Origin of the sequence: Anaeromusa acidaminophila DSM 3853 (assembly GCF_000374545.1) — a bacterium.
Taxonomy (GTDB): domain Bacteria; phylum Bacillota; class Negativicutes; order Anaeromusales; family Anaeromusaceae; genus Anaeromusa; species Anaeromusa acidaminophila.
Genome location: NZ_KB894582.1, coordinates 192,798 through 215,300 on the forward strand (window position 1 = coordinate 192,798; position 22,503 = coordinate 215,300).

General features: G+C 52.4%; 24 protein-coding genes. 17 read left to right on the forward strand and 7 right to left on the reverse strand.

Features of this window, described 5'->3' with window-relative positions; all coding sequences use genetic code 11:
• Window positions 1–10: 10 nt before the first annotated feature.
• Both C508_RS0101010 and C508_RS0101015 read right to left on the reverse strand, forming a co-directional pair.
• Complete coding sequence (locus C508_RS0101010; RefSeq protein ID WP_018701663.1) at window positions 11–1,459, reverse strand: dipeptidase; 1,449 nt, start codon at window positions 1,457–1,459, stop codon at window positions 11–13.
• 22 nt (window positions 1,460–1,481) lie between these two features.
• A complete protein-coding gene (locus C508_RS0101015) occupies window positions 1,482–2,132 on the reverse strand; it encodes a C39 family peptidase (protein WP_018701664.1) in 651 nt (216 codons plus the stop codon).
• Window positions 2,133–2,252: 120 nt separating this feature from the next.
• Here C508_RS0101015 and C508_RS20625 point away from each other — a divergent pair, with 120 nt between their 5' ends.
• Window positions 2,253–3,389 carry a peptidoglycan recognition protein family protein gene (locus C508_RS20625; protein ID WP_169342513.1) on the forward strand — a complete coding sequence of 379 codons (1,137 nt, stop codon included), beginning with the start codon at window positions 2,253–2,255 and terminating at the stop codon, window positions 3,387–3,389.
• Between the two features lie 55 nt (window positions 3,390–3,444).
• Here C508_RS20625 and C508_RS0101025 read toward each other — a convergent pair whose 3' ends face one another.
• The 4 genes from C508_RS0101025 to C508_RS17485 all read right to left on the reverse strand — a co-directional run bounded on the left by C508_RS0101025 (window position 3,445) and on the right by C508_RS17485 (window position 5,512).
• Window positions 3,445–3,867: a hypothetical protein gene (locus tag C508_RS0101025; protein WP_018701666.1), complete on the reverse strand. Its 423-nt coding sequence runs from the start codon at window positions 3,865–3,867 to the stop codon at window positions 3,445–3,447.
• A gap of 55 nt (window positions 3,868–3,922) precedes the next feature.
• On the reverse strand, window positions 3,923–4,357 hold the full coding sequence (locus tag C508_RS0101030) for a universal stress protein (protein WP_018701667.1): 435 nt from the start codon (window positions 4,355–4,357) through the stop codon (window positions 3,923–3,925).
• Between the two features lie 243 nt (window positions 4,358–4,600).
• Window positions 4,601–5,005: a DUF2680 domain-containing protein gene (locus C508_RS0101035; RefSeq protein ID WP_018701668.1), complete on the reverse strand. Its 405-nt coding sequence runs from the start codon at window positions 5,003–5,005 to the stop codon at window positions 4,601–4,603.
• A gap of 171 nt (window positions 5,006–5,176) precedes the next feature.
• A complete protein-coding gene (locus tag C508_RS17485; RefSeq protein ID WP_018701669.1) occupies window positions 5,177–5,512 on the reverse strand; it encodes a hypothetical protein in 336 nt (111 codons plus the stop codon).
• A gap of 258 nt (window positions 5,513–5,770) precedes the next feature.
• On the opposite strand from C508_RS17485, the gene C508_RS0101045 reads away from it, so the two are divergent.
• The 14 genes from C508_RS0101045 (at window position 5,771) to pseB (ending at window position 19,835) form a co-directional block, all read left to right on the forward strand.
• Window positions 5,771–6,007, forward strand: coding sequence for a hypothetical protein (locus C508_RS0101045; RefSeq protein WP_018701670.1), 237 nt, complete (start codon window positions 5,771–5,773; stop codon window positions 6,005–6,007).
• Window positions 6,008–6,129: 122 nt separating this feature from the next.
• Window positions 6,130–7,119, forward strand: coding sequence for a GTP 3',8-cyclase MoaA (gene moaA / locus C508_RS0101055; protein WP_245553707.1), 990 nt, complete (start codon window positions 6,130–6,132; stop codon window positions 7,117–7,119).
• Between the two features lie 104 nt (window positions 7,120–7,223).
• Complete coding sequence (locus tag C508_RS0101060) at window positions 7,224–8,945, forward strand: aldehyde ferredoxin oxidoreductase family protein (RefSeq protein ID WP_018701673.1); 1,722 nt, start codon at window positions 7,224–7,226, stop codon at window positions 8,943–8,945.
• 83 nt (window positions 8,946–9,028) lie between these two features.
• The gene (locus C508_RS0101065) at window positions 9,029–10,282 is read left to right on the forward strand and encodes a molybdopterin molybdotransferase MoeA (RefSeq protein WP_018701674.1); all 1,254 of its coding nucleotides are present in this window, start codon (window positions 9,029–9,031) and stop codon (window positions 10,280–10,282) included.
• 3 nt (window positions 10,283–10,285) lie between these two features.
• Window positions 10,286–12,232, forward strand: coding sequence for a molybdopterin biosynthesis protein (locus C508_RS0101070; protein WP_018701675.1), 1,947 nt, complete (start codon window positions 10,286–10,288; stop codon window positions 12,230–12,232).
• Between the two features lie 45 nt (window positions 12,233–12,277).
• Window positions 12,278–12,592, forward strand: coding sequence for a MoaD/ThiS family protein (locus C508_RS0101075; protein ID WP_018701676.1), 315 nt, complete (start codon window positions 12,278–12,280; stop codon window positions 12,590–12,592).
• Window positions 12,583–12,822 (forward strand): MoaD/ThiS family protein, encoded by a 240-nt coding sequence (locus C508_RS0101080; protein ID WP_018701677.1) that lies wholly within the window; start codon window positions 12,583–12,585, stop codon window positions 12,820–12,822. The genes C508_RS0101075 and C508_RS0101080 overlap by 10 nt, the downstream gene beginning before the upstream one ends.
• A complete protein-coding gene (locus C508_RS0101085; protein WP_018701678.1) occupies window positions 12,823–13,566 on the forward strand; it encodes a HesA/MoeB/ThiF family protein in 744 nt (247 codons plus the stop codon).
• Window positions 13,566–14,438, forward strand: a complete 873-nt coding sequence (locus C508_RS0101090) for an ABC transporter substrate-binding protein (RefSeq protein ID WP_018701679.1) — start codon at window positions 13,566–13,568, stop codon at window positions 14,436–14,438. Before C508_RS0101085 ends, C508_RS0101090 begins: the two co-directional genes overlap by 1 nt.
• Window positions 14,439–14,447: 9 nt before the next feature.
• Window positions 14,448–15,146 carry an ABC transporter permease gene (locus C508_RS0101095; protein ID WP_018701680.1) on the forward strand — a complete coding sequence of 233 codons (699 nt, stop codon included), beginning with the start codon at window positions 14,448–14,450 and terminating at the stop codon, window positions 15,144–15,146.
• Entirely contained in the window at window positions 15,143–16,213 is a 1,071-nt protein-coding gene (locus tag C508_RS17490) for an ABC transporter ATP-binding protein (protein WP_018701681.1), read from the forward strand. The genes C508_RS0101095 and C508_RS17490 overlap by 4 nt, the downstream gene beginning before the upstream one ends.
• A 215-nt stretch (window positions 16,214–16,428) precedes the next feature.
• Window positions 16,429–17,541 carry an LCP family protein gene (locus C508_RS17495; protein ID WP_018701682.1) on the forward strand — a complete coding sequence of 371 codons (1,113 nt, stop codon included), beginning with the start codon at window positions 16,429–16,431 and terminating at the stop codon, window positions 17,539–17,541.
• Window positions 17,542–17,696: 155 nt separating this feature from the next.
• Window positions 17,697–18,791 carry an HD domain-containing phosphohydrolase gene (locus C508_RS0101110; protein ID WP_018701683.1) on the forward strand — a complete coding sequence of 365 codons (1,095 nt, stop codon included), beginning with the start codon at window positions 17,697–17,699 and terminating at the stop codon, window positions 18,789–18,791.
• A gap of 48 nt (window positions 18,792–18,839) precedes the next feature.
• The gene (pseB, locus tag C508_RS0101115) at window positions 18,840–19,835 is read left to right on the forward strand and encodes a UDP-N-acetylglucosamine 4,6-dehydratase (inverting) (RefSeq protein ID WP_018701684.1); all 996 of its coding nucleotides are present in this window, start codon (window positions 18,840–18,842) and stop codon (window positions 19,833–19,835) included.
• A gap of 70 nt (window positions 19,836–19,905) precedes the next feature.
• Here the strand turns inward: pseB and C508_RS0101120 are convergent, their stop codons facing one another.
• Window positions 19,906–20,439: an N-acetylmuramoyl-L-alanine amidase family protein gene (locus C508_RS0101120; RefSeq protein ID WP_018701685.1), complete on the reverse strand. Its 534-nt coding sequence runs from the start codon at window positions 20,437–20,439 to the stop codon at window positions 19,906–19,908.
• Between the two features lie 120 nt (window positions 20,440–20,559).
• Between C508_RS0101120 and C508_RS17500 the strand changes: the two genes are divergently transcribed.
• Together C508_RS17500 and lysA are read left to right on the forward strand one after the other, a co-directional pair.
• Window positions 20,560–21,051, forward strand: a complete 492-nt coding sequence (locus tag C508_RS17500; RefSeq protein WP_018701686.1) for a thermonuclease family protein — start codon at window positions 20,560–20,562, stop codon at window positions 21,049–21,051.
• Window positions 21,052–21,202: 151 nt separating this feature from the next.
• On the forward strand, window positions 21,203–22,453 hold the full coding sequence (lysA, locus tag C508_RS0101130) for a diaminopimelate decarboxylase (protein ID WP_018701687.1): 1,251 nt from the start codon (window positions 21,203–21,205) through the stop codon (window positions 22,451–22,453).
• Window positions 22,454–22,503: the final 50 nt, after the last annotated feature.

Here is a 22,503-nt window from a genome sequence, read left to right on the forward strand (position 1 = left end):
AGTATCGCGGTTATTGACGCCGCATCGCATCGCCCAACTGTACGGACTGCGTGGCTAAGTTGTTGGTAGTTTCTGCGAGGAAGCGAATGGCTTGCTGTTTATCTTTTCCATAGAGGCGCAGGGCTTCTTGTTCCCATTGGGGCTGGGCGGCAAATTCTTTTTGCTCAAAGAGCGCTATGCGCTTATGAATGGCGCTGCTCACGCTTTGGTAACGCACATCGGCGTAACGGGAAAGATCGCGGAAAGTCCAGTAGGCGGAGTTTTCGGTATAGAGATTGGTGCCGTTTTTAAATGCTTCCGGAATGGTTGGATTTCCGTAATACCAGGGTGTAAAGACGCTGGTGCAAGGCGTGGCCATGGCTCGCCAGGTGATAGCGCCGATTTCCGCCGGCAGCCAGGAGCGTGTTTGGCAAACGACGCTGACTTCGGTGTTGGCGCTGCAAAGGGTTCGCTCGTCGGTTTGATGGGGGGATCCTTTTTTGTAGCCGTTGGTCAAGTCGTAAGGGGTTCCTTCGTAATGATCGCGCAAGACGGCGATGATCGAGGCGGGGGTCAGCTGTCTCGGCTGCTGCGCCAGCATTTCTTCCGCCCTCCATTGACGTCGGGTATTGTAGGGGTCGTTCAGTTTTTCCGGTGCGGCATAGGTTTTGGCAAAATGAAACGGCTCTCCTTCTTTGTACCAGCCCATGCTTTGGGCATAACTTACGACATCGGAGGAATACTTGAAGTTTTCGGAGTCTGCAAAATCAATTTCGCCGATGCGGAAGATGTTGGCTCTGACGCCAAAGGAATTATCCGGCACTCGCTGGGCGGCCCATTGTCCTTCCAAGGTTACTTCCACCCACCAGCCCTCATTGACGTCGGTGACGGCAAACATGGCGCCTGAATCTCCCCCTAGCTTATAGGTATGTACCAGGTCGCCGATGATTTCCACCGCTTCCCGGGCGGTTTTAGCCCGTTCCAGGGCCAACTGCGTCAACTCCGTCCAGATGATACGGCCTTCTATTGGCAATACAACTGGAGCGTCGCGGCGATAGGACATATTGTTGGCGATGGCTACTTGATGCTCGTTGACGCCGCTAGTAATATCTCCAGGAGAATAGGCTTTGTCGAAAATTTTGGTGGCGGAGTAGCCGTAGGTTTCGGCAGGCTGGGGGATGATGGTTCCGCCAAAGAGAGTTACGGTTTCGCCGGGCAGGTGTTTGGAGTGAGGCGCATACACGTAGTGGTGCGCGCAATAGTTTGCCAGGTCTTCGTTGTGGGCTAGGAGTACGGAGCCGTCCTTGGTGGCTTCTTTGCCGACGATGATAGAAGAACAACGTTCTACGACAGCCGATGGACGATCTGTTTTATCGGCTGTCGCCGCCGGATTGGCTAACACATCGGCAGGTGCAAGAAACAGGGCCAAGAGAATGGCGAACCAAAGCGCTTGGACCTGAGATAGTTTAAACTTTGGCATGGGTGGTCAGCTCCTTTTGAAATTAATCAAGCGGTGTAATTATTTCGGGATTATAGGGGGCTGTCTGCGGTTTGGTCAAAATCAGGCCGAAGCGATTGATAGGTGTATGTTCGAAGGAATCGTAATCATGCCAACGGGTGATGAATTCCGCTATAGGAATATAGGTGTAATGCCCTAGGGTAGAAGGGTCCATAAAATAGACGTTGTTTTCGTCATAGCCAACGGCGACAACATAATGACCGTCTTCACTCTGGTAAGAACCATAGCTGCCTTTGGTGTCGGACCAAGCTTGAATGGCCAGCAGTACCGGTTCTTTTTGGTCAATATGTTTTTTGAGTTCTTCTAAGGTCATTCCTGTACGCATGGAAACTTTCAAGCCCAAAGAGGCGGCATAGTTAGCCATATTTAGGTAACTTGTGCCATCTTGGGAAGTCGGTTTAATTTCCGCAGCCAGCATATCCAAACGTTTGTCAATTTGGTAGTAACCAAGAACGGATTGTAAGGCGGTGATGCCGCAGGTATAGTCGGTGTCTTGGCGCGTCAGCGGAACGCGAATCAGGTTTTTAACATTCGATAGGGATGGGGCGGAACTTGCATAAGCTAGATTGCTTGCTAAAGGTACTAGACTTAGAGATAGCAGCAGAAAAATAGTAAAAAGATAGCGTTTTTTCATGGGGGCCTCCTTTGTCGAATGAAGAATCCTTGTTTTTCCAAATATAATACATATTCTCTGGTTTCCAATAAATACCTCCAAGAAGAATTTTTTTATGATAAACTGTATGAGGAAATAGCAATGGATACTAGAGAACACGAACGGCATAGTTATAAGGAAAGGTTGGCGAGGGCAGTGATACAGGGGCTGATTCGGGGCAAAAAAATATTAGGGGTCGTGCTGATGCTCTGGACATTAATTGTTGCAGGGGTGAACAGCGCAGAAGCGGCCGCGCTGCCGCACCTTGGAGATGCTAAGGCGGCAGTAGAGGCGCAGTATGGCGCAGCCTATGTGGTGCAAGAAGATACACTCCATTTTCGGAGCGGCGAAGAGTGGCGAGAAAGCCTAAAAACCAAGCCTTCTCAGGCTAAAGCCTATGGGTATGCTATCTTGGCGCAAGATAAAAAGGGAACTCTGTGGGTGGAGTATAATGCAGATGAGCGCGTAAAAAAAGAGACGTTGCTGTTGGAAGAGAATTTGAAGATTCGCCATTTGGGAAAATATTTTCAGGAGCTGCAGGCGGCTCTCACTGTAAAAGACAGCCTGGCGGCTCTTCTTGAGAGCTATCCGCGGCCGCAGTTGGCCGTTCGGATTGGTAAAACCGCGGAGGCGGAGAGGTGGGTTCGCTTTTTTGTCGCTGGCGATGGGAAAACGCATATTAATATGCACACGGAAGTGAAAGGTTTTGAAATTACTGATATTCCTTGCGAACCGGGCGAAGTGAAAGCGCCGACCGAAGGAGCGTGGGTTAAAAGCGACAATTACTTTTTGCCGCAGCTCTATTTTTCGGAGCCTCTGGCGCCGCGCAAGAAAACGGAGTTGATTGTCATACATCATGCGGCGATGCCGCTCACGACTACGCGTGAGGATATTCAAGATTTGCATTTGACCAACGGCTGGGCTGGCATTGGCTATCATAAGCTGGTCTTTGGCGATGGGAAAATAGCCGAGGGGCGGCCAGAGAATGTAGTCGGCGCGCATGCTCTCGGCGTAAACCAGCGCAGTCTGGGCATTGTGTTGGTGGGGGATTTCAGCAAAGAACGTCCGCCCATGGCGCAGCTCCAGGGCGCGGCGGCTTTGACCCGGGAGTTGATGAAAAAGTATCATATTTCCCTGGAAAACGTGAAGCCCCATCGGGCGGTGACGGAAGGAACAGACTGCCCAGGGGCGGCGTTTCCCTGGCAGGAATTTAGAGAGCGAGTTGCCGCCGACGTATGATGCGGGTAACGATAAAAGGAGCCGCTAAAGTGCGGCTCCTTTTGCTTAGAAGAGGCTATTGGTGTTGAGAATGATCTTCTTGTGCTTGATGCTGAGAATGATCTTCTTGTGCTTGATGCTGAGAATGATCTTCTTGCACTACAGAGGCTTGCTGGGGCGGTGCTTCATGCATCATGGCCCGCATCATTTCTTTCATTTCCGGCTTGCTCATCATTTCTTTCATCATATCCATCATAAGGGGCTTCATTTCCGGCGAGGTCATCATTTCCTTCATCATCGTCATCATCATGGTTTTCATTTCCGGCGAACTCATCATTTCATGCATCATATGGGTGCGGTGTTCGGCTGTCATCATAGGACAGGCGGGAGGAGTTTCTTTAGCAGTAGTAGCAGGTGCTGCAGAAGCAGACATTGTAAATCCGATCAATAATCCAGAAATAATCAGGGAACGGGTTAGCGAAGTCCATTTTTTTCTCATCATACGCCTCCTATCATATAGTTGCTGTCTATCGAAACAGCAGAAAAACCAATGGCTACTTAACTACAACTACAGGCATTTTGGCATGGGTCACAAGCTCATGCGCTACGCTGCCCAAAAGCAGGCCTTTAAAGCCTCCGGCGCCGCGCGTGCCAGTAACCAGCAAGTCGGCCTTGCTTTCCATACTGTAATCAAGCAGGGTTTCGACGATATTGCCATTGAGAACATGAGTGGTAAATTCCTTGCCGCAGGCCGCCCACTCTTGGCGCAGCTCTTTCAATTTTTCCTCCCTCATGGCTTGCTGGTCTTGGTGAAAGGCGGTTACTTCCAACGGGAATGCTTCAGGAATCGAATAGTTTGCAATAGGTTCCACCACGGTAACAACTTCAATGGAGGCAGTTCCGGCTTCGTAGGAATATAACGCCCACTCCAGAGCTTTGCGGCTATGCTTGGAACCGTCAAAAGCAACCAGGATTTTTTTTACCGGCATAGTTAGACCCTCCTTGTAAATTATTTCCTATATTATAAATTATATGACATTTTTCAGAGTAAGAAAAGGTGAAAAGAGCTAACTTGCTGCAAACAAGGCTATGGAGAAAACTTCTTGTATTTTCCAAGGAGAAGGAGTTATTGTACTGTCGCTGAAAACGGTGCGCATGGACAGTTTATATAGGCCTTTGAATGAAAAAAGAAGTCTCAACAATAGTTGAGACTTCTTTTTTTGCCTTGTATATTAACGGCCTTGTTCCGGCGGCGCTTCGCGCGGTCCGTCCGGGATCATGCCGCGATGTTGAAAACCAGGATGCTCGCCGGGATGGGCTTTTTGCCAGTCCATGCGCTCTTGCATCCGCTTGAGATGTTGGTCCGCCCAGTCTTGGGAGATGAGGCCTTTGGCCACTTCTTCTTTAATGAATTCTTTTTGCAGTTCCATCATTTTTTCATGGTGTTTTTGCATATCTTGCTGAAACTGTGCACGCTGTTCGGCGGTCCAGTTGACGCTGTCCATCATGCAGGGGCGTTCCATGCGGGGGCCTGGGCCGGCACCTGGAACCGGTTCTGCGGGGGAAGCCGAAACCAAAGCGGCTGAGGCTAAAATGGCTCCCGTGGCCAAAGTGGCAATTAAACGTTTCTTGATCATCTGAATCCCTCCTGTTTGCTTGATGTCTTTAGTATAAGCGGCGAACATGACAGGAGATTGGCGGTTTTGTGTACGAATGGTTAAAGAAATGTGAAAAATCCGTGACAACCTTCTAGAAGAAGGAGTCACGGATTTTTATTAGGAAACGAGCTTTTTATAAGCATTCTCAGATTAATGTACAACCTCATCTGGGAACAACTGTTGTACGTCGTCGGCCAGCAGATCAAAGAAGACCAGCATAAATTTACCTTCACGGTCCTTGACTTGTTTGCCATGGGTAAAGAGCTCAAAATCTTCTACTTGGATCAAATCAGGCTCAAAAGTTTCCTCGATGAAGGAAAGAACGGCTTCTTCTCTGGCTACCGCTTGGGCTCTGTCGGCTGCGCCCTCATCATAGCCGCAGTGAAAGCTGTAGCTGTCGTAGGCGCCCTCTACAGGAGGTTTGCCTTGAGCGCCGGCATTGTATCCGGCTGCCCAGGCTTGCAGGTCCATTTCCAAACGAGTCATAGTGTCAGCCTCCCTTCTAAGTACTTATATTGTGCATGAGGGGAACTACTACCTGGCTCATTGGGCTTTTGTTTTTACATCGTTGTAATTCGACAAAAAGATAAGCACATCCTTTCAAGGAGAACGGAAAATTTACAGGAGAAAGGAATAAAAAAACGAGAAGCGAATTTTCAGTAAATTAAAGGTGTAAAACGAGGTTTTCTATTTTATAATGAAGAGTAGGGAAGGGAGGCAGGCTGTGATTGCAAGGAAATAGAAATGCTGTCGTTACAATCGCAGATACAGCGAATGAAGCGAGAATTCGGTTTGCCGGAATATAGCTGTATGGGCATTCTACTGGCCTGGATGATTACCTATGACCCAATGGATGTTACATGGCATTCGCTTTTTGCGTTTGCGGCGGCGTTGGCCTATGCGGCCTATAAAGTGGGGCAACGGTTGTGGCGAGTCATTCGAAGACCGCAGGAGGATGCTAAGAAGCGAAATGGAAAATAACAGATTTCATTTCTGGCTTTTTGGGAGAGCGGAGATGTTTGTTGCAAGGCAACTTTGGAGAAGGAATCTACCGCGGTGGCCGCGAAATAGGCAGCAACAGAGTATAAAAGAGAAGAAGAGAGGTGAGGAGCCTGCTTGATCCATATGGAAGAAACATTCACTACTTGCGTATTTCTGTCACGGACCGCTGCAATTTGCGCTGCCAATATTGCATGCCTGCCAGCGGCGTTCCTGACCTCGGTCATGCTAATATTTTGACGCTGGAAGAAATGCACCAGGTCGTGCAGGCGGCGGCAACAGTAGGTGTTGACAGTGTGCGCCTGACCGGAGGGGAACCGCTGGTACGCAAAAACGTGGTGCAGCTGATCCGGCAGATAGCGGCTACGCCCCATATTGAAGACGTGGCTCTTACCACAAATGGCATGCTATTTGCCGAACTGGCGCGAGAACTCAAACAAGCAGGCTTGCGGCGGGTTAACTTCAGTTTGGATACGTTGAACGCAGCTGTTTTTAAAGAACTTACCGGCACGGATGGCTTGCAGCGTATTTTGCAAGCTATTTCTGCGGCGCTGGATGTGGGCTTTGGACCGGTGAAAATCAACACCGTTGTCTTAAGGGGCATTAACGACCAGGAAGTGACGGAGCTGGCGTATTTGGCGAAAACCATGCCGGTCCATGTGCGCTTTATTGAATGCATGCCTGTGGGAAATTTGGAATTTTATCGGGAAGAACGTTTCGTGCCTATGCAGGAAGTAAAAGAAAGACTGGAGACTCGTTATAAGCTGGTTGCAGGGGAGGCTCCTAGGGGGAACGGTCCGGCGAAGAGTTATCAACTGCAGGGCGGCATGGGGACGATTGGTTTTATCAGCGCCATGAGCGAGCATTTTTGCGGGACGTGCAATCGCCTGCGCTTGACGGCGGACGGCAGACTGCGGAGCTGTTTGTTTGGCAAGGAAGAAGTGAACTTGAAACCGGCCCTTTCCCGCCAGGCAGGGGGCGACGAAATAGCGGCGATCTTTCGCCAGGCGATTTTGGTCAAACAGGAGAAACACTATATGCAGCAGGGATGGGGGGCGGATAATGCGCGAAAAATGTATCAAATTGGCGGTTGAGGGTTAGCCGCTAAGAGGGACGTTGTTAAGGGAAAGAAACAACTGCGAAGAAATGCGGAACTGTTGTAGGCGTAGGTGTAATAAGGAAAGAAGGCGGTGTAAGGATGTTTTATCGAATTAACATGAGTGACTTGTCGGTTAAGGAAGACGCAGGGGAGCAGTATGCGGGGCTGGGCGGGCGCGCCTTGAGTTCGCGCCTGGTGGAAACGGAAGTGGAACCGACGGCGCATCCTTTGGGTGAGAAGAACAAGCTGGTTTTTGTCAGCAGTCTGCTTTCCGGCACGGGCGCTCCTAATGGCGGCCGCATGTCCCTTGGCGGCAAGAGCCCTTTGACCGGCGGTATCAAGGAGAGCAATGTCGGCGGCGCCATGGGCACGAAGTTGGGGCGCTTGGGCGTGAGAGGCATTATTGTGGAAGGCCTGCCGGCTCAGGAAGGAACCTATGTGATTCAAGTTTCCGCCGCCGGCGTGTCTTTGGTGGAGATGCCGGAGCTCAAAGGCTTGAATATTTATGATACCGTGGCGAAGCTGCAAGGTAAGTATGGCCCGAAAACGGCTATCGGCTGTATCGGGACAGCGGGAGAAAAACGGATGGCCGCAGCTTGCGTAGGCTTTACGGATATGGAAGGGGCTCCCACCCGGCAGGCAGGGCGGGGAGGTTTGGGCGCGGTTATGGGCAGCAAAGGCATTAAAGCCATTGTGGCCGATGACAGCGGCGCCGGGAAAATGGCTTATGTTGATGAAGCGGCTTACCGGGCGGGCGCCAAAAAACTGGCTAACGCCTTGCTGACCCATCCTGTCACCAGCCAGGCCCTGCCGGCGTACGGTACTGATGTGCTTGTCAATATTTTGAGCGAAGCCGGGGGCTTGCCTACGCGCAATTTCAGCGAAGGACGCTTTGAAGGCGCCAATGATCTCGGCGGCGAGACCATGGCGGAAACCATTAAGACACGAGGCGGCAAGGTGGGGCATGGCTGTTCCCCTGGCTGCGTCATTCGCTGTTCCCAGATTTATCATGATAAAGAGGGCAAGGTGCTCACAGGCGGTTTTGAGTATGAGAGCGTCTGGTCCATGGGCGCTAATTTGGGGATCAATAATTTGGACGATGTGGCTTTGATGAACCGTTTGTGCGATGATTACGGCCTGGATACCATTGATACCGGCGTAGCCTTAGGCGTGCTGATGGAGGCTGGCCTTTTCACGCCAGGAGACAGCAAAGCGGCGATTTCCCTGATTCACGAAGTGGGGCAGGCGACGCCGTTGGGACGGATTATTGGCGCTGGAGCGGCGGTAACCGGCAAGGTGTTCGGCATGCGCCGCGTGCCTGTGGTTAAGGGGCAGGCTATTCCCGCCTACGATCCGCGCGCGGTAAAAGGCCAAGGGGTAACGTACGCCACGACGCCTATGGGCGCCGACCACACGGCTGGCTATGCGGTAGCTACGAATATCCTGAATGTCGGCGGCAAGCTGGACCCGTTGGCGGCGGAGGGGCAAGTGGATCTGTCGCGGAATTTGCAGATCGCCACGGCCTTTGTAGACAGCACCGGACTGTGTTTGTTTGTGGCCTTTGCCATTTTGGATATTCCTGCCGGTTTGGAAGGCATTGTAGAAATGTGCAACGCCCGCTACGGCTGGAACAAGAGCGTAGAGGACTATCTGGAAATGGGCAAGCAGGTGTTACGGGATGAACGGCATTTCAATAAGCAAGCCGGGATTGCCGAAGGATCCGATGATTTGCCGGATTTCTTCCGTACGGAAAAACTGCCGCCTCATGAGGTGGTTTTTGATGTGCCCAAGGATGAGTTGAACAAGGTTTTTGATTTTTAAATAAAACGAAAAACAGCCTGGCCGGATGGGTTCCGGCCAGGCCTGTTTTCAAGTTTGTCTTGGCAAGGGAAATGAGGGATACGATGGAGTTTTTAGCATGCATGGACTGGCAAAAGGCGCAGGAAATGATTGTCCGAGCGGTGACAACCGTGGCGGAAGAGGAAGGCGTGGAGCTTCTGGCGGCGACAGGGCGCGTTACGGCGGCGGCTATCCTGGCGCAAGAAGATTTGCCTCCCTTTGCCCGTTCTACCGTTGACGGCTATGCCGTGCGCAGCGCCGACACCTTTGGCGCTAGCGAGGCAGCGGCTGCGCTCTTGGAAGTAGTGGGAGACATACATATGGGCCGAGAGGCGGGCTTTTCTCTAGAACCGGGACAAGCGGCGGTCATTCCCACCGGCGGCATGCTGCCGATGGGGGCGGATGCCGTAGTGATGCTGGAATATGCCGAACAGCCCGACGGGCGGACGCTGCTTGTGCAAAAAAAAGCGGCCCCTAATGAGAATGTGCTGACCAAGGGGGAGGACGTGGCTTGCGGCGCGGTGCTTGTGGAAAAAGGCGTTCGTCTTGACGCACGGCATATCGGCCTTTTGGCGGCGTGCGGCTGCCAGGAAGTACTGGTGCGCAAACGTCTTAAGGTGGGGCTGATTTCCAGCGGCGACGAGTTGGTGGAGATGGGGGTGCAACCAACCGGCGGCCAGGTGCGCGATGTGAATTCCTACGCTCTTAGCGCGCTTTTAAGCGGCTGGGGTTGTGAAGTAGAGCGTTTTGGCATTATCAAGGATAGCTATGAACAGTTTTGCGAATGCCTGAATCGGGCGGCGGCAACATGCCAATTGGTGCTCATTTCCGGCGGCAGTTCGGTAGGGGCCAGGGATTTTACCGTGCCTGCTTTACAGGCTGTGGCCAAACCGGGAATTTTATTTCACGGTCTGGCCATTAAGCCGGGGAAGCCGACGATCTTTGCCATGGCCCAGGATGTGCCTGTTTTTGGCCTGCCTGGGCATCCGGTGGCCGCCTTTATGGTATGCGGGCAATTAGTAGCGCCCGCCGTGCGGCGTTTGGGCGGCGAACGCCAAGCCCCCGCTGTCCGCGGCGTGCCGGCGGTGTTATCGCGCAATCTGGCTTCCGCGCCGGGGAGGGATGATTTTATCAGCGTACGACTTCTAGCGCAAGACGGAGGCTATGTGGCGGAGCCCATTTTGGGCAAGTCCGGCCTTATCGGCGTCTTGGCTCAGGCTGACGGGGTGTTGCATATTCCCGCGGCGAAGAGCGGTTTGTATCAAGGAGACCCTGTAATGATCCAGCCGGTAACGGCCGGGACGGAAGGGGGCGCATGAGGCGTGGGGAAAAATAAGGCCTATTTGGACTGCCGTACAAGAGAGCAGGCCCAAGCCTTGTGGCGGGAGCGTCTGAGCGCCTGCGGCTTTTTTGACCAGCTGCCGGCGGAAGAGGTGGCTTTAGACGAGGCCCTGGGGAGAGTGTCGGCGGTTTCGGTATACGCTGCGCAGTCGGTACCGCATTATAACAGCGCCGCGATGGATGGCATTGCCGTGCGGGCGGCGGACACCTTTCGCGCGCAGGAAACGGCGCCGGTAACGCTGACCTTGCTTTCCAAGGAGCAGCCTTTTAGCGAAGGCGGCTGTTATGTGGTTGATACCGGGGATGTGCTGCCGGAAGGAACCAATGCCGTCATTATGGTGGAAGAGGTGCATTTTACCGCAGGGGAAGCGGAAATTATCGCTGCTGCTTCGCCATGGCAGCATGTGCGCATTATCGGGGAGGACATTGTAGCCAATGAGCTTGTTGTAACAGAACAACAGGTTATCTCACCAGTGGACATAGCGGCTTTATGGGCGGCGGGACTGGAAACGGCAACTGTGCTTGCAAAGCCGAAAGTGGCGATTTTACCTACCGGGGATGAACTGGTCGCCAGCCGCCAGGAACTGAAGCCTGGCAATATTTTGGACGTTAATTCTCATATGCTGGCTGCGGCGGTGCGGCAATGGGGCGGCGATCCTAGGCGCTACGACATTATCAAAGATCAGCAGGAGGCGCTGGAGACGGCGGTCCAAGAAGCGCTGCAGGGACACGATATGGTTCTTGTTAATGCAGGCACTTCCGCCGGTACGGAGGATTTTACCTTTGACGTGCTCAGTCGTCTGGGCGAAGTTTTGGTGCATGGAGTGGCCATCAAGCCAGGCAAGCCCGTGGTGCTGGCAATTTGCGCAGGCAAGCCGGTGGTCGGACTGCCTGGCTATCCGGTTTCCGCCATGCTGACGGCGGAGATGTTTGTTAAAGAGGCCCTGCTGGAGCGGCAAAAGCTTCCCTGCGCTGAGACGCCGGAAGAAGAGGCGGTGGTGGTGCGTCCCTTGGCGTCTACGGTGGGGGTGGAAGAATATGTTCGCGTATCCCTGGGGCAGGTGCAAAGCCGCATCGTGGCAGCGCCTCTCGGCAGGGGGGCGGGTTTGATTTCTTCGCTGACGCGGGCGCAGGGGCTGATTCGCGTTCCTGAAGGCAGCGCCGGTCTAAATGCCGGTTCGACGGCGGCAGTGCGCAGGCTGCGGGGCGGCAATGCAGCCCATAGTTTGCTGGCTGTGGGCAGTCATGATTTGTCCCTGGAGCTGCTGGGCATTCACTTGCGGCGGCGCAAAAAAGAGATTCATTTGTCTTGCGCCAATGTAGGCAGCACGGGCGGCTTGCTGGCCATTCGCAACAACGAAGCGCATTTGGCGGGCATTCATTTATTGAGCGAGGCTACCGGACAATACAATCTGGAGCAGGTACGGGCATATTTGTCGGCTCGCCCCTGGATGCTGGTGCATTTGGCTATGCGCCAGCAGGGGCTGATGGTGGCACCGGGAAATCCCAAGGCGATCCAGGACCTCCGCTGTTTGACACGGCCGGGAATTACCTTTGTTAATCGTCAGCGCGGGTCCGGCACGCGCATGCTCCTTGATTATGAATTGAAGAAGCTGGGCCTTTCCGGGACGGATATCGAGGGCTATGAAAAGGAAGTAGGCACTCATATGACGGTGGCCGCTTCGGTGGCCTCCGGCACGGTGGATGTTGGTTTGGGGGTCTTGGCGGCGGCCAAGGCGCTGGGCCTGGAATTTTTGCCGGTGGCGGCGGAGCAATACGACTTGCTGCTCAATTTTGAACCGCACGACGAACGCCTGGCCCTGCTGCTGGAGGTGCTGCGTTCGCAGGATTTCCGGGCGGATGTGGAGGCCTTGGGAGGCTATGACCTGAACGGCTCCGGCGAGATTCTTGGTCAGGGAAACGGTTGAGCAGAGAGCAGTAAGCACGTTGGCTGCGTCGAAGGAGGGAAGCGTATGGAAGGATTGATTGAAGTCCGCTTTTTCATGACGCTGTCCGAATTGGTCAAGAAGCGGCAGTGGGATAATCCGCTGCGCTTGGCCTTGGCGGAGGAGACTACCGGCGTTGCGCTTTTAGCGAAATTGGAAATTGAGGCGGCGCAGGTAGAAGCCTTCATGATTAATGGCAAGGCGGTTTCTCCCGGGGAGGCCCGAATTCGGCCGGGGGATCGGGTGGCCTTGCTGCCGCCGGGGACGCCTGGACCGTATCGGGTGATGCTGGGACTGCGGAAAATGGATAAAGGGGCAAAGGAGGAGGGGCGGTGCAACTAGAAGTTCGGCTGTTTGCCACTTTGCGGGCGTTTGCGCCGGCAGATGCGGTGGCGGGCGTATTTAGCGCCGACTGTCCAGAGGGTGCGACGGTGGACGATTTGGCGGAGCGTCTGGGCATCGAAGCCGCAAAGGTGCATATGCGCATGGTCAACGGCGTCGGCGTAGAGGGAACGCACGTCTTGAAGGAACGGGACCGGGTAGGTTTGTTTCCGCCGGTAGGAGGCGGTTAAATGACGCAAGAGAGAGCGTTGGAGGAACTCAAAGCAGGGCGCATGCCGGAACGGTACTGGCGCAATTTCGGAACCATCGGTCTCGCGGGGCAGCTTCGTCTGTTGCAGGCGAAGGTGGTTGTTGTGGGCGCTGGCGGTCTGGGGGGCTATGTTTTGGAATGTCTGGCTCGACAGGGTGTGGGCCAGTTGGTGGTGATTGACGGCGATCATTTTGCGGCGCACAATTTGAATCGGCAGATTTTATGTACTACTGAAAACTTGGGGTGCAGCAAGGCCCAAGAAGCGGCGCGGCGCCTTGCTGCGGTCAATCCGGAAGTGGAAGTGACGGCAGTGGCGCAGATGCTGACGGCGGACACGGCTCCAGCTTTGTTGGCGGGAGCGGATGTTGTCGTAGACGCCTTAGATAGTCTGCGGGATCGAAGCATGCTCTTTCAGGCGGCTGCTGCGCTGGGCATTCCCGTGGTGCATGGGGCGATTGCCGGTTTTACCGGTCAGGTAGCGGCCCTCTTTCCGGAAGATACGTACTTGGCGTCCTTTCTAACGCAAAAAGCGCCGGAGAAAGGAGTGGAAGCGGAACTGGGCAATCCGGCGGCGACGCCAGCGATGGCGGCGTCCTTGCAAGCCCAAGAGACGGTAAAAATGTTAACAGGTACGGGGAAATGCCTAAGGAATGAAATTCTTTATTTTGATATGGAGCAAATGGAGTTTATAAAAATTCGTATGCCTCAAGGAGGAACGGTGTGATGCGGAAACGTTTATTTTTACTTATGGGATTATTTATGTTGGTACTAGCAGTGGTCGGCTGCAGTGGTAAAGAAGCGGCCAAGTCGCAGGAACCGCCAAAACCGGCGAATCCCAATATCATTTTGGCCACCACTACCAGCACCCAAGACAGCGGCTTGCTGGATGTGCTGCTGCCGGCGTTTGAAAAGAAAACCGGCTACAAAGTAAAAACCGTAGCCGTAGGCACAGGGCAAGCCTTAGCCCTAGGGGAAAAAGGCGAAGCCGATGTATTGCTGGTACATGCTCCGGCTGCTGAAAAAAAGGTAGTGGCCAGCGGCGCGGCGGTGAATCGCCAGTTAGTTATGCACAATGATTTTGTCTTGGTTGGGCCTGCTGCAGATGTTGCTAAGATTAAAGCCAAGACAACCCAAGAGGCGCTGCAGGCGATTGCGGAGGCGAAAGCCGTCTTTGTTTCGCGAGGCGATGATTCGGGAACGCACAAAATGGAAGTGGCGCTTTGGAAAAATGCCGCTCTAAAACCTGTTGCTCCTTGGTATCAAGAAGCTGGCGCCGGAATGGGGCAGACTCTGAAAATTGCCGATGAAAAAGCCGGTTATACCCTTACGGACCGGGCTACGTATCTGGCGCAAAAGAAAAATCTCAAGCTGGAAATCTTGGTGGAAGGCGATGCCAAGCTGCTAAACATTTATCATGTTATGGAAGTCAACAGCGAAAAATTTGCTAAAGCCAACCAGGCTGGCGCGAAAGCTTTCCGCGAATTCTTACTGTCCACGGAAGGCCAGGCTCTAATTGCTGCGTTCGGCAAAGATAAATACGGTCAGCCCCTGTTCTTTGCCGATGGCGGGAAAACCGAAAAAGACTTTGGACTGTAGGCCGGCAGTATGGTTGGCGAGGGAATAACACAGGCGCTTTCCTGGCTGTTGGCGGGGGACCGCGAAGTGGCGGCGGTGGCGGCTATGACCATCCAAGTGTCCGGCGTCGCCACTTTATGTAGCGTGCTTTTAGGCATTCCCCTAGGGGTGTGGATGGCCTTAAAGGATTTTCGCGGCAAGCAGATGTGCAGTGCGCTGGTGAATTTCGGCATGGGGTTGCCGCCAGTGGCGGTGGGCCTGTTTGTCAGTCTCTGTTTATGGCGTTACGGGCCGCTGGGGGAATGGGAGCTGATGTATACGCCGGCGGCGATGATGATTGCCCAGACCATTATTGCTACGCCCATTGTGGGCGGTCTTAGTTTTGCCGCCGTTTTGAGCGTGAATCCCAAGCTGCGGCTGCAACTGCTTTCGTTGGGAGCTACTTCCTGGCAAGCCAGCCGACTGCTCATTAAAGAAGCCCGATTGGGACTCTTGGCGGCGGTAATGGCCGGCTTTGGCCGGGTTATCTCGGAAGTGGGCGCCTCCATGATGGTGGGGGGGAATATCAAGGGGCAAACCCGGGTGTTGACCACGGCTACGGTGATGGAAGTAGGCAAGGGTAACTATGACACGGCAATCGCTTTTAGCTTGATTTTACTGCTGGGAGCGTTTGGGGTGGTTTTCCTATTGACCTGGCTGCAGCATAAGAGGAAGAGTGAGCGGAAATGACGGAAATCTTGGCTTTAAATGAGGTCGCGGTGTATCGAGGAGGCAAGGAACCCGCCCTGCAGATTGACTCCTTTGCTATGAAGCGGGGGGAAATGGCGGCGCTGGTCGGTCCTAATGGCGCCGGAAAAAGCACGCTGCTGCAGGCGATTAATCTCTTGCAGCCTTATAAGGGAGAAATCCGCTTGTTTGGTGAAAAAGCCGAAGCTGACAAGGCTCGTGCGCTGCGGCGGCGCACAGCCATGGTCTTTCAAGAAACGCTGCTGCTGGAGGGCAGTGTTTTTGCGAATGTGGCCATGCCCTTGCGGTTTCGCGGCATGGCGGCCGGAGAAGTAAAAGAAAGAGTAGCGCAGGCTCTGGCTGTATTTGGCTGCGCTCATTTGTCGGAACGGCAGGCCAAACGCCTTTCTGGCGGTGAAGGGCAGCGGGTCTGCTTGGCCCGGGCGCTGGTGTCGGAGCCGGAGCTGCTGCTGCTGGACGAGCCTTTTGCGGCTTTGGATGTGGCGACGCGCAGCGCCTTGTTGGAGGAACTGCGGCAGTTGGCAAAGCAAAAAAACATGGCTGTGCTTTTGGTAAGCCACCATTTTAGTGATGTTTTGTATTTTGCCGAACGTGCGGTGGCTCTATTTGCAGGCCGCATTTTGCAAGACGACGAGCCGGAAAATTTGCTGCGGCGGCCGGTGAACGAGAAGGTGGCCCGCCTGGTCGGTATGGATAATTTGTTTTCCTGTACCTTGGAAACAATTGACGATCGGCAGTTTCTGCGGCTTTCAGAATCCCTTGCCATTCCCTATGAAGGGTTTGCAGGCAAGGTACCGTCTTTTTGCTGTTTGCCCGGAGACGGGCTGTCTCTCGCAGTGGAAGACGAAGCACTGTTGGAGGAAGGCTGGTTTTTGCTTGAAGGAAAGGTGGAACGGGTACTGCCGGGCATTGGCGTCTACTGTGTTCTAGTGCGGGCCGGGGGCTTGCTTTGGAAGGCTCGCCTGCCGCTGGCGCATGGCGGGGCGACTTTTGTGCCAGGAGATACTCTTTGCTTGCGCTTTCGTCCGGAGGAGATGCATCGATTTTAAATTTTCCCTAGGGACAGTAAGTCGTTTCCTTTATGGACTATTTGTTGTTATTGCAACTTTATATTGACGAAACCAATTTTAAAGTACTATCCTAAGCAAAGGCGCTAATTGCTGATAACGTAGTAAGTTTTTCCTAGGAAGGAACTAATTATGGAAATAAATAAACGAGAAGGATTTTCACGGCTTTCCAGGCTTTCTAAAAAAAGAAGAGAAGCATGAGCAAGTTGTGGATTGTTATAGTGGCGGTGTTGTTTTTGGTAGTTTCGGCTGGGGCGGCTTGCTTTGCGTTGTTCAGTGAAAATGATCAACCCGTGGCTAAAGCGCTGCTCCCGTTGAAAGGAAAAGTGAATATTTTGGTCCTGGGCGTTGACGAACGGGAAGACGATGTGGGACGTTCGGATACAAGTTTTGTGGTGACCATTGATAATGATGCTAAAAAAGTGACCATGCTTTCGATTCCCAGGGATTCACGGGTAAAAATTGCCGGACATGGTTGGGATAAGATAAATAATGCCTTTGCCTTTGGCGGAGCGCCTTTATCCAAGAAAACCATAGAAAATTTATTGGGAATTCCAATTGATTACACGGTGAGCGTTAATTTTCGCGGCTTTATGCGTATGGTGGACGCTGTGGGCGGCATTACGGTCGACGTAGATAAGCGGATGCGCTATTCCGATCCCTATGATGACGACGGCGGCCTTGAGATTGATTTATATTCCGGCGTACAGAAATTGAACGGGCGTACAGCAATAGAATATGTGCGCTATCGGGATGAGGAAGGCGATATTGGAAGGGTGGCACGGCAGCAGAAATTTTTGAAGGCGCTTTTCCAAGAGATAGCTACTCCGCAAATGCTCAGCAAGCTGCCTGAATTGGTCAAGGAATTTTCTACTACCGTAAAAACGGATATGCCCACAAGTAAAATGCTGCAGCTACTCCCTACTCTCAATGATGCCGTAAAGGCGGGCTTGGAGACAGAGTGGGTGACGGGTACGCCCATTTGGATACAGGATGTAAGCTATTGGCTGCCTGATATAACGGAATTGCGGGCTAAGGTGGCGCGCATTCAAGGGATTTCTATGGATGAACGATACCGCTGGGAGACGGAAAGTTTGGCGAATGAGTATAAACAATCCGTTCCCAGGGAAATTCGGGTTGCCGATCCCCCTAAAGTAGTGCAACGTGCGCCGGCCTCAGAACGGCGGGCTGCTGTTGAATGCAAGCAAAGCGTTAGTACTGGGAAAGCCAAGAACGGCAGTGGCGAAAAAACGAAAAATGGAGCTAAGAACACGTCGGACGCAAACGCCGTCAAGACGGAATCTAGGTAAAGAAAGAGCCGGCAGCAGTTGCTGCAGGCTCTTTCTTTACCTAGCGGCGCGACTTTTCTTTTTTAGTTAAGAGGAAACTGGGGAAATATGTAGAAAATAATATTAGAATTTTCTGTCTTGTGCTTCTCGTGGGTTTGCTCAGAGGAGGCGTGGAAATGAAACAAAGCAAGCTGGTTGTAATGGTTGTGGATGATGCGGCGGAATGGCGGCTGCAACTGGCGAAGCATCTTGAAGCGCAGTATTTTGTTGTGGCGGCGGCCAATGGGACGGAAGCGCTGGAATATGCAAAGCTAAAGCGCCCCGATTTGATTTTTTTGGATGTGACTATGCCGGGCCTAAATGGGTACGAAGCTTGTACTTTGTTGAAGAAAGAAGCGGTTTTGCAGAGCGTTCCCGTAGTCTTCCTGCTGGAAGCCGGCGAATTGCCGGACGGAACGGAGGGGTTGGCGCGAGGGGGTTGTGATTTTATTGATAAGAGCAGCCCTGCGTCTTTGCTGCTGGCCCGCAGCGAGATGTATATGGCCTTGAAGCTGGCGCAGAAGGAGCTGCGTGAGCGCAATTTGTATTTGGAGACGCAAGTGGAAGAACGCGTTCAGGGGGTGGGCCTGTTACAGGATGTATCCATGATGGCGATGGCGTTGTTGTCGGAAAGCAGGGATTATGAAACAGGCGCGCATTTGCAGCGCACAAGCCGATATGTGAGAGCGTTAGCTATCAATTTATACGCCAAAGCGATTTTTGCTAAAGAGCTTACATTAGACAGTATTTTTTTGCTGTCTAAATCGGCATTGCTCCACGACATTGGCAAGCTAACCATTCCGGAGACGGTTTTAGGAAAACGGGGAAAATTAACTTCCGCTGAATTTTCTCTGGTTAAACGGCATGCGCAAGCAGGACGAAAAAGCATTGAAGAAGCAGGGGAGTTTTTAGGAGTTCCTGAGCCGTTTTTGCGTTTTGCCAAGGAAATGGCTTGTTATCACCATGAACGTTGGGATGGCAATGGTTATCCGCAGGGGCTGGCGGGAGAACGAATTCCCGTTTCGGCGCGGTTGATGGCGTTGGCGGATGTATATGATGCCATTGTTAGTCGCCGCGTGTATAAAGAGCCAGCATTGCATGAGGACGCGGTGCGCATTATTAAAGCGGCTGCAGGAACGCAATTTGACCCGGTGATAGTAGAGGCCTTTTTAGAGACGTCCGATAGTTTTGCCGCTATTGCGATGCAATTTCCTGATGTCGTATTGCAGTGACCGGGCGAAGTTTTGTAGCGAAAAACGGTGCGGAGGCGAGGTGGGAGCGTGTTTAACGAAGCCTCTTTGTTGATTACCGGCGGTACGGGAACTTTTGGCCGACAATTAGTGCGGACGATTTTGAGTCGCTATCAGCCTCGGCGGATCATTGTCTTTTCCCGGGACGAACTGAAACAATCAGAAATGCAGCTGGAATTTTCGCAAAGCTGTATGCGTTATTTTATCGGTGATGTGAGGGATGCGGGGCGTTTGCATCAGGCGCTGCAAGGGGTGGATTATGTGGTGCATGCGGCGGCCCTCAAGCAAGTGCCGACCGCTGAGCGCCATCCTTCGGAATTTTTAAAAACCAATATTTTAGGGGCTCAGAACATCATTGCCGCAGCCCTCGCTAATCGAGTAAAGAAAGTGATCGATATTTCTTCCGATAAGGCGGCGAATCCCACTAGCTTTTACGGAGCGACAAAGTTAGTTTCGGATAAACTCTTTGTGGCGGCTAATGAGAGCGTAGAGGGGCAGGTAACACAGTTTTCCGTAGTGCGTTACGGTAATATGGCGGCCTCCAGGGGATCCGTGGTCCCTTTATTCCGGAGACTTCTTGCAGCGGGCTGTACTCGTCTGCCTGTTACGCATTCGGAAATGACGCGCTTTTGGCTAACGCCGGCAGAGGGGGTGGAAGCTATGTTGGCGGCATTTTCTCACATGAAAGGCGGAGAAATGTTTATCCCCAAAGTTTCTTCCTGCCGCATCGTGCAATTGGTGGAGGCTTTTTTACCAGGAAGGGAGCCGGAAATCATCGGTCTGCGTCCGGGAGAAAAGCTGCATGAAGCTATGTGGTCGGAGGACGAGGCGCATTTGGTGTTGGAATTTCCAGGCTATTATTTGCTCCGACCTCCGTTTGCGCCCCCGGCATCTTCTCTTTACGCTGTGAATTCTAAGGGGGAGATCGGCAGAACGGTGCCCGCTGGCTTTGTTTATAATTCCGCTGCCAATTCGCAATTTCTCAGCGTAGCAGATTTGCGGCGCATGCTGGAGGAGAGTCATTAAAAACAAAACAGCCCCGGCGTAATCAGAACTATTTCTGGTTGCGCCGGGGCTGTTTTTTGTTCAAAATTCATTAAACAGAGACGTTGAGTAAACTGCGAGCTAACGCTTGACCGATGGCTTGCTGCCAAGACGGAGCGCACAAGACTTGTCGGTCCTGGTATTGCGTGATAAAGCCGCACTCTACAAGTACTGCGGGCATGGAAGTTGCGGCGAGCACAGTGAAGAAGGCGTCTTTGACGCCGCGATCTAAAGAGTAGCGGAGTCCATTTAGTTCGTTTTGCACCGAACCGGCCAAGAGGCGTCCAGGGGCGGAGCCGGGGTAATAATAACTTTCGATGCCGCGGGCGGTTTCGTCCTCGGCGGCGTTACAATGGATGGAAAGAAAGGCGTCGCAACCGGCTGCGTTGGCGAACTCCGCACGCCAGGTCAGACCATCGTCGACAATATTTTCCGCCCGAGTGAGGCAGACGGAAGCTCCGCTTTGACGCAACGCGTTGGCGGTCTGCAAGGCAATCGCCAAGTTGATATCTGCTTCGTGCAGATTGTGGAAACAAGCGCCTGGTTCGGCGGGGCCGCTATGGCCGGGATCTAAGCAAATGAACATAAAAATCAACTCCTTTTCGTTTAACCCATAGCCTTGAACCCGTGACAAAGCGGCAACCTTTTGCGCAAAATAGAATGTTTGTGCTATACTAAGCGAAAGTAAGTTCGGGGAGGCATCTGGATGCGAAAAGGATGGATTTGGCTGTTGTTATTACCGGTTTGCTTGTTTTTAACGGCTTGCGGCGGAAATGGAGCAACTACAGGAGGCTTTGATGCTTCTAAATATGAAAAGGCGGTCGTGAAGCGAGTCGTTGACGGCGACACGCTGCTTTTAGCCAACGACAAGCGGGTGCGTTTGATTGGCGTTAATACGCCGGAGACGGTGAAACCTAATTCGCCGGTGGAAGCCTATGGTAAGGAAGCCAGCGAGTATACGAAGAAGATGCTTACAGGCAAAACCGTGTATTTAGAGAAGGATGCAGGCGATACGGATAAATATGGGCGCTTGCTGCGTTATGTGTATATGGACGACGGCAAGATGTTTAACGAGGTGCTGGTGCAAGAAGGCTATGCACAGGTAATGACCATCCAGCCGAATGTAAAATATCAGGAACGCTTCGTGGAAGCGCAGCGTCAAGCGCGTGAGAGTAAAAAAGGACTTTGGAAACAGTAAGGGAATGAACCGCTTAGGCGGTTCGTTTTAGTTTTAGCGGGCGTTGAAAATGTCTTTCAGGTGAGGATGATTTTTGTTATAATGAAAGTTAACTGATATGAAAAAATAAGAAAACATGGTGTTACGACCAGGTTCAGGAGGTTATATAGTAATGGCAGAGAAAAAACTACCATTTTCCCAGGCGCAGTTGGACGAAATGCTGCAAAAATATCCTACTCCCTTTCATTTATATGACGAAGCGGCCATTCGCGCGAATGTAAAGCGTTTGCTAGCGGCTTTTTCTTGGGCTCCTGCTTTTAAAGAATATTTTGCCGTCAAGGCGACGCCAAATCCGTTTTTACTGAAGATCTTGAAAGAAGAAGGGCTGGGTGCAGATTGCAGCTCTGCCGCTGAATTAGTGTTGGCGGAAAAAGTAGGAATTACTGGCGAAAATATTATGTTTTCGTCAAATGATACGCCGGCGGAAGAATATGCAAAAGCTGTCGAGCTGGGCGCGATCATCAATTTGGATGACATCAGCCATATCGAGTATTTGGAAAGGCATGTCGGCTTGCCGGAATTGCTGTCCTTCCGTTACAACCCAGGCAGCGCCCGAGCAGGAAATACGATTATCGGCAAACCGGAAGACGCTAAGTACGGTCTCACGAAAGAGCAGTTATTTGAAGCCTACCGTATTGTGCGCGACAAAGGCGTTAAACGCTTCGGTATTCACACGATGGTCATTTCCAATGAGCTAAATCCGGACTATTTCATTGAGACCGCCCGGATGATGATGACCTTGGCCAAGGAAATCTATGAAACGCTGGGCATTCGTATTGAGATGATCAATTTTGGCGGCGGTATTGGTATTCCATACCGTCCGGAAGACAGCCAAGTGGATTTGGAATATGTCGGCGCCGGCATCCGCAAGCTGTATGAGGAAATTATTGTGCCCGCCGGCCTTGCGCCGCTGAAGCTGGCTTTGGAATGCGGCCGCATGATTGCCGGACCTTACGGTTATTTGGTGTCGAAGGTGCTGCATAAGAAGGAAACTTACAAAAACTATGTGGGCTTGGATGCTTGCATGGCTAACTTAATGCGTCCGGCCTTGTACGGTTCTTATCATCATATTACGGTGGTAGGCAAAGAGAAGCAACCGCTGGACCATGTGTATGACGTAACCGGCTCGCTGTGCGAAAACAATGATAAGTTTGCTATTGACCGGGCATTGCCGCAGGTAGATATAGGCGATGTTGTTGTGATTCACGATGCCGGGGCGCATGGGCATGCTATGGGCTTCAACTATAATGGCAAACTGCGTTCCGCAGAAATTCTTCTGAAGGCGGACGGTACAACCGAACTGATCCGTCGGGCGGAAACCTTAGAGGATTATTTTGCTACCTTGGATTTTTCAAAACTATAAGGTGATTATGGTAAGAAAGGGCAAAGCCGGTTTAGGCTTTGCCCTTTTTT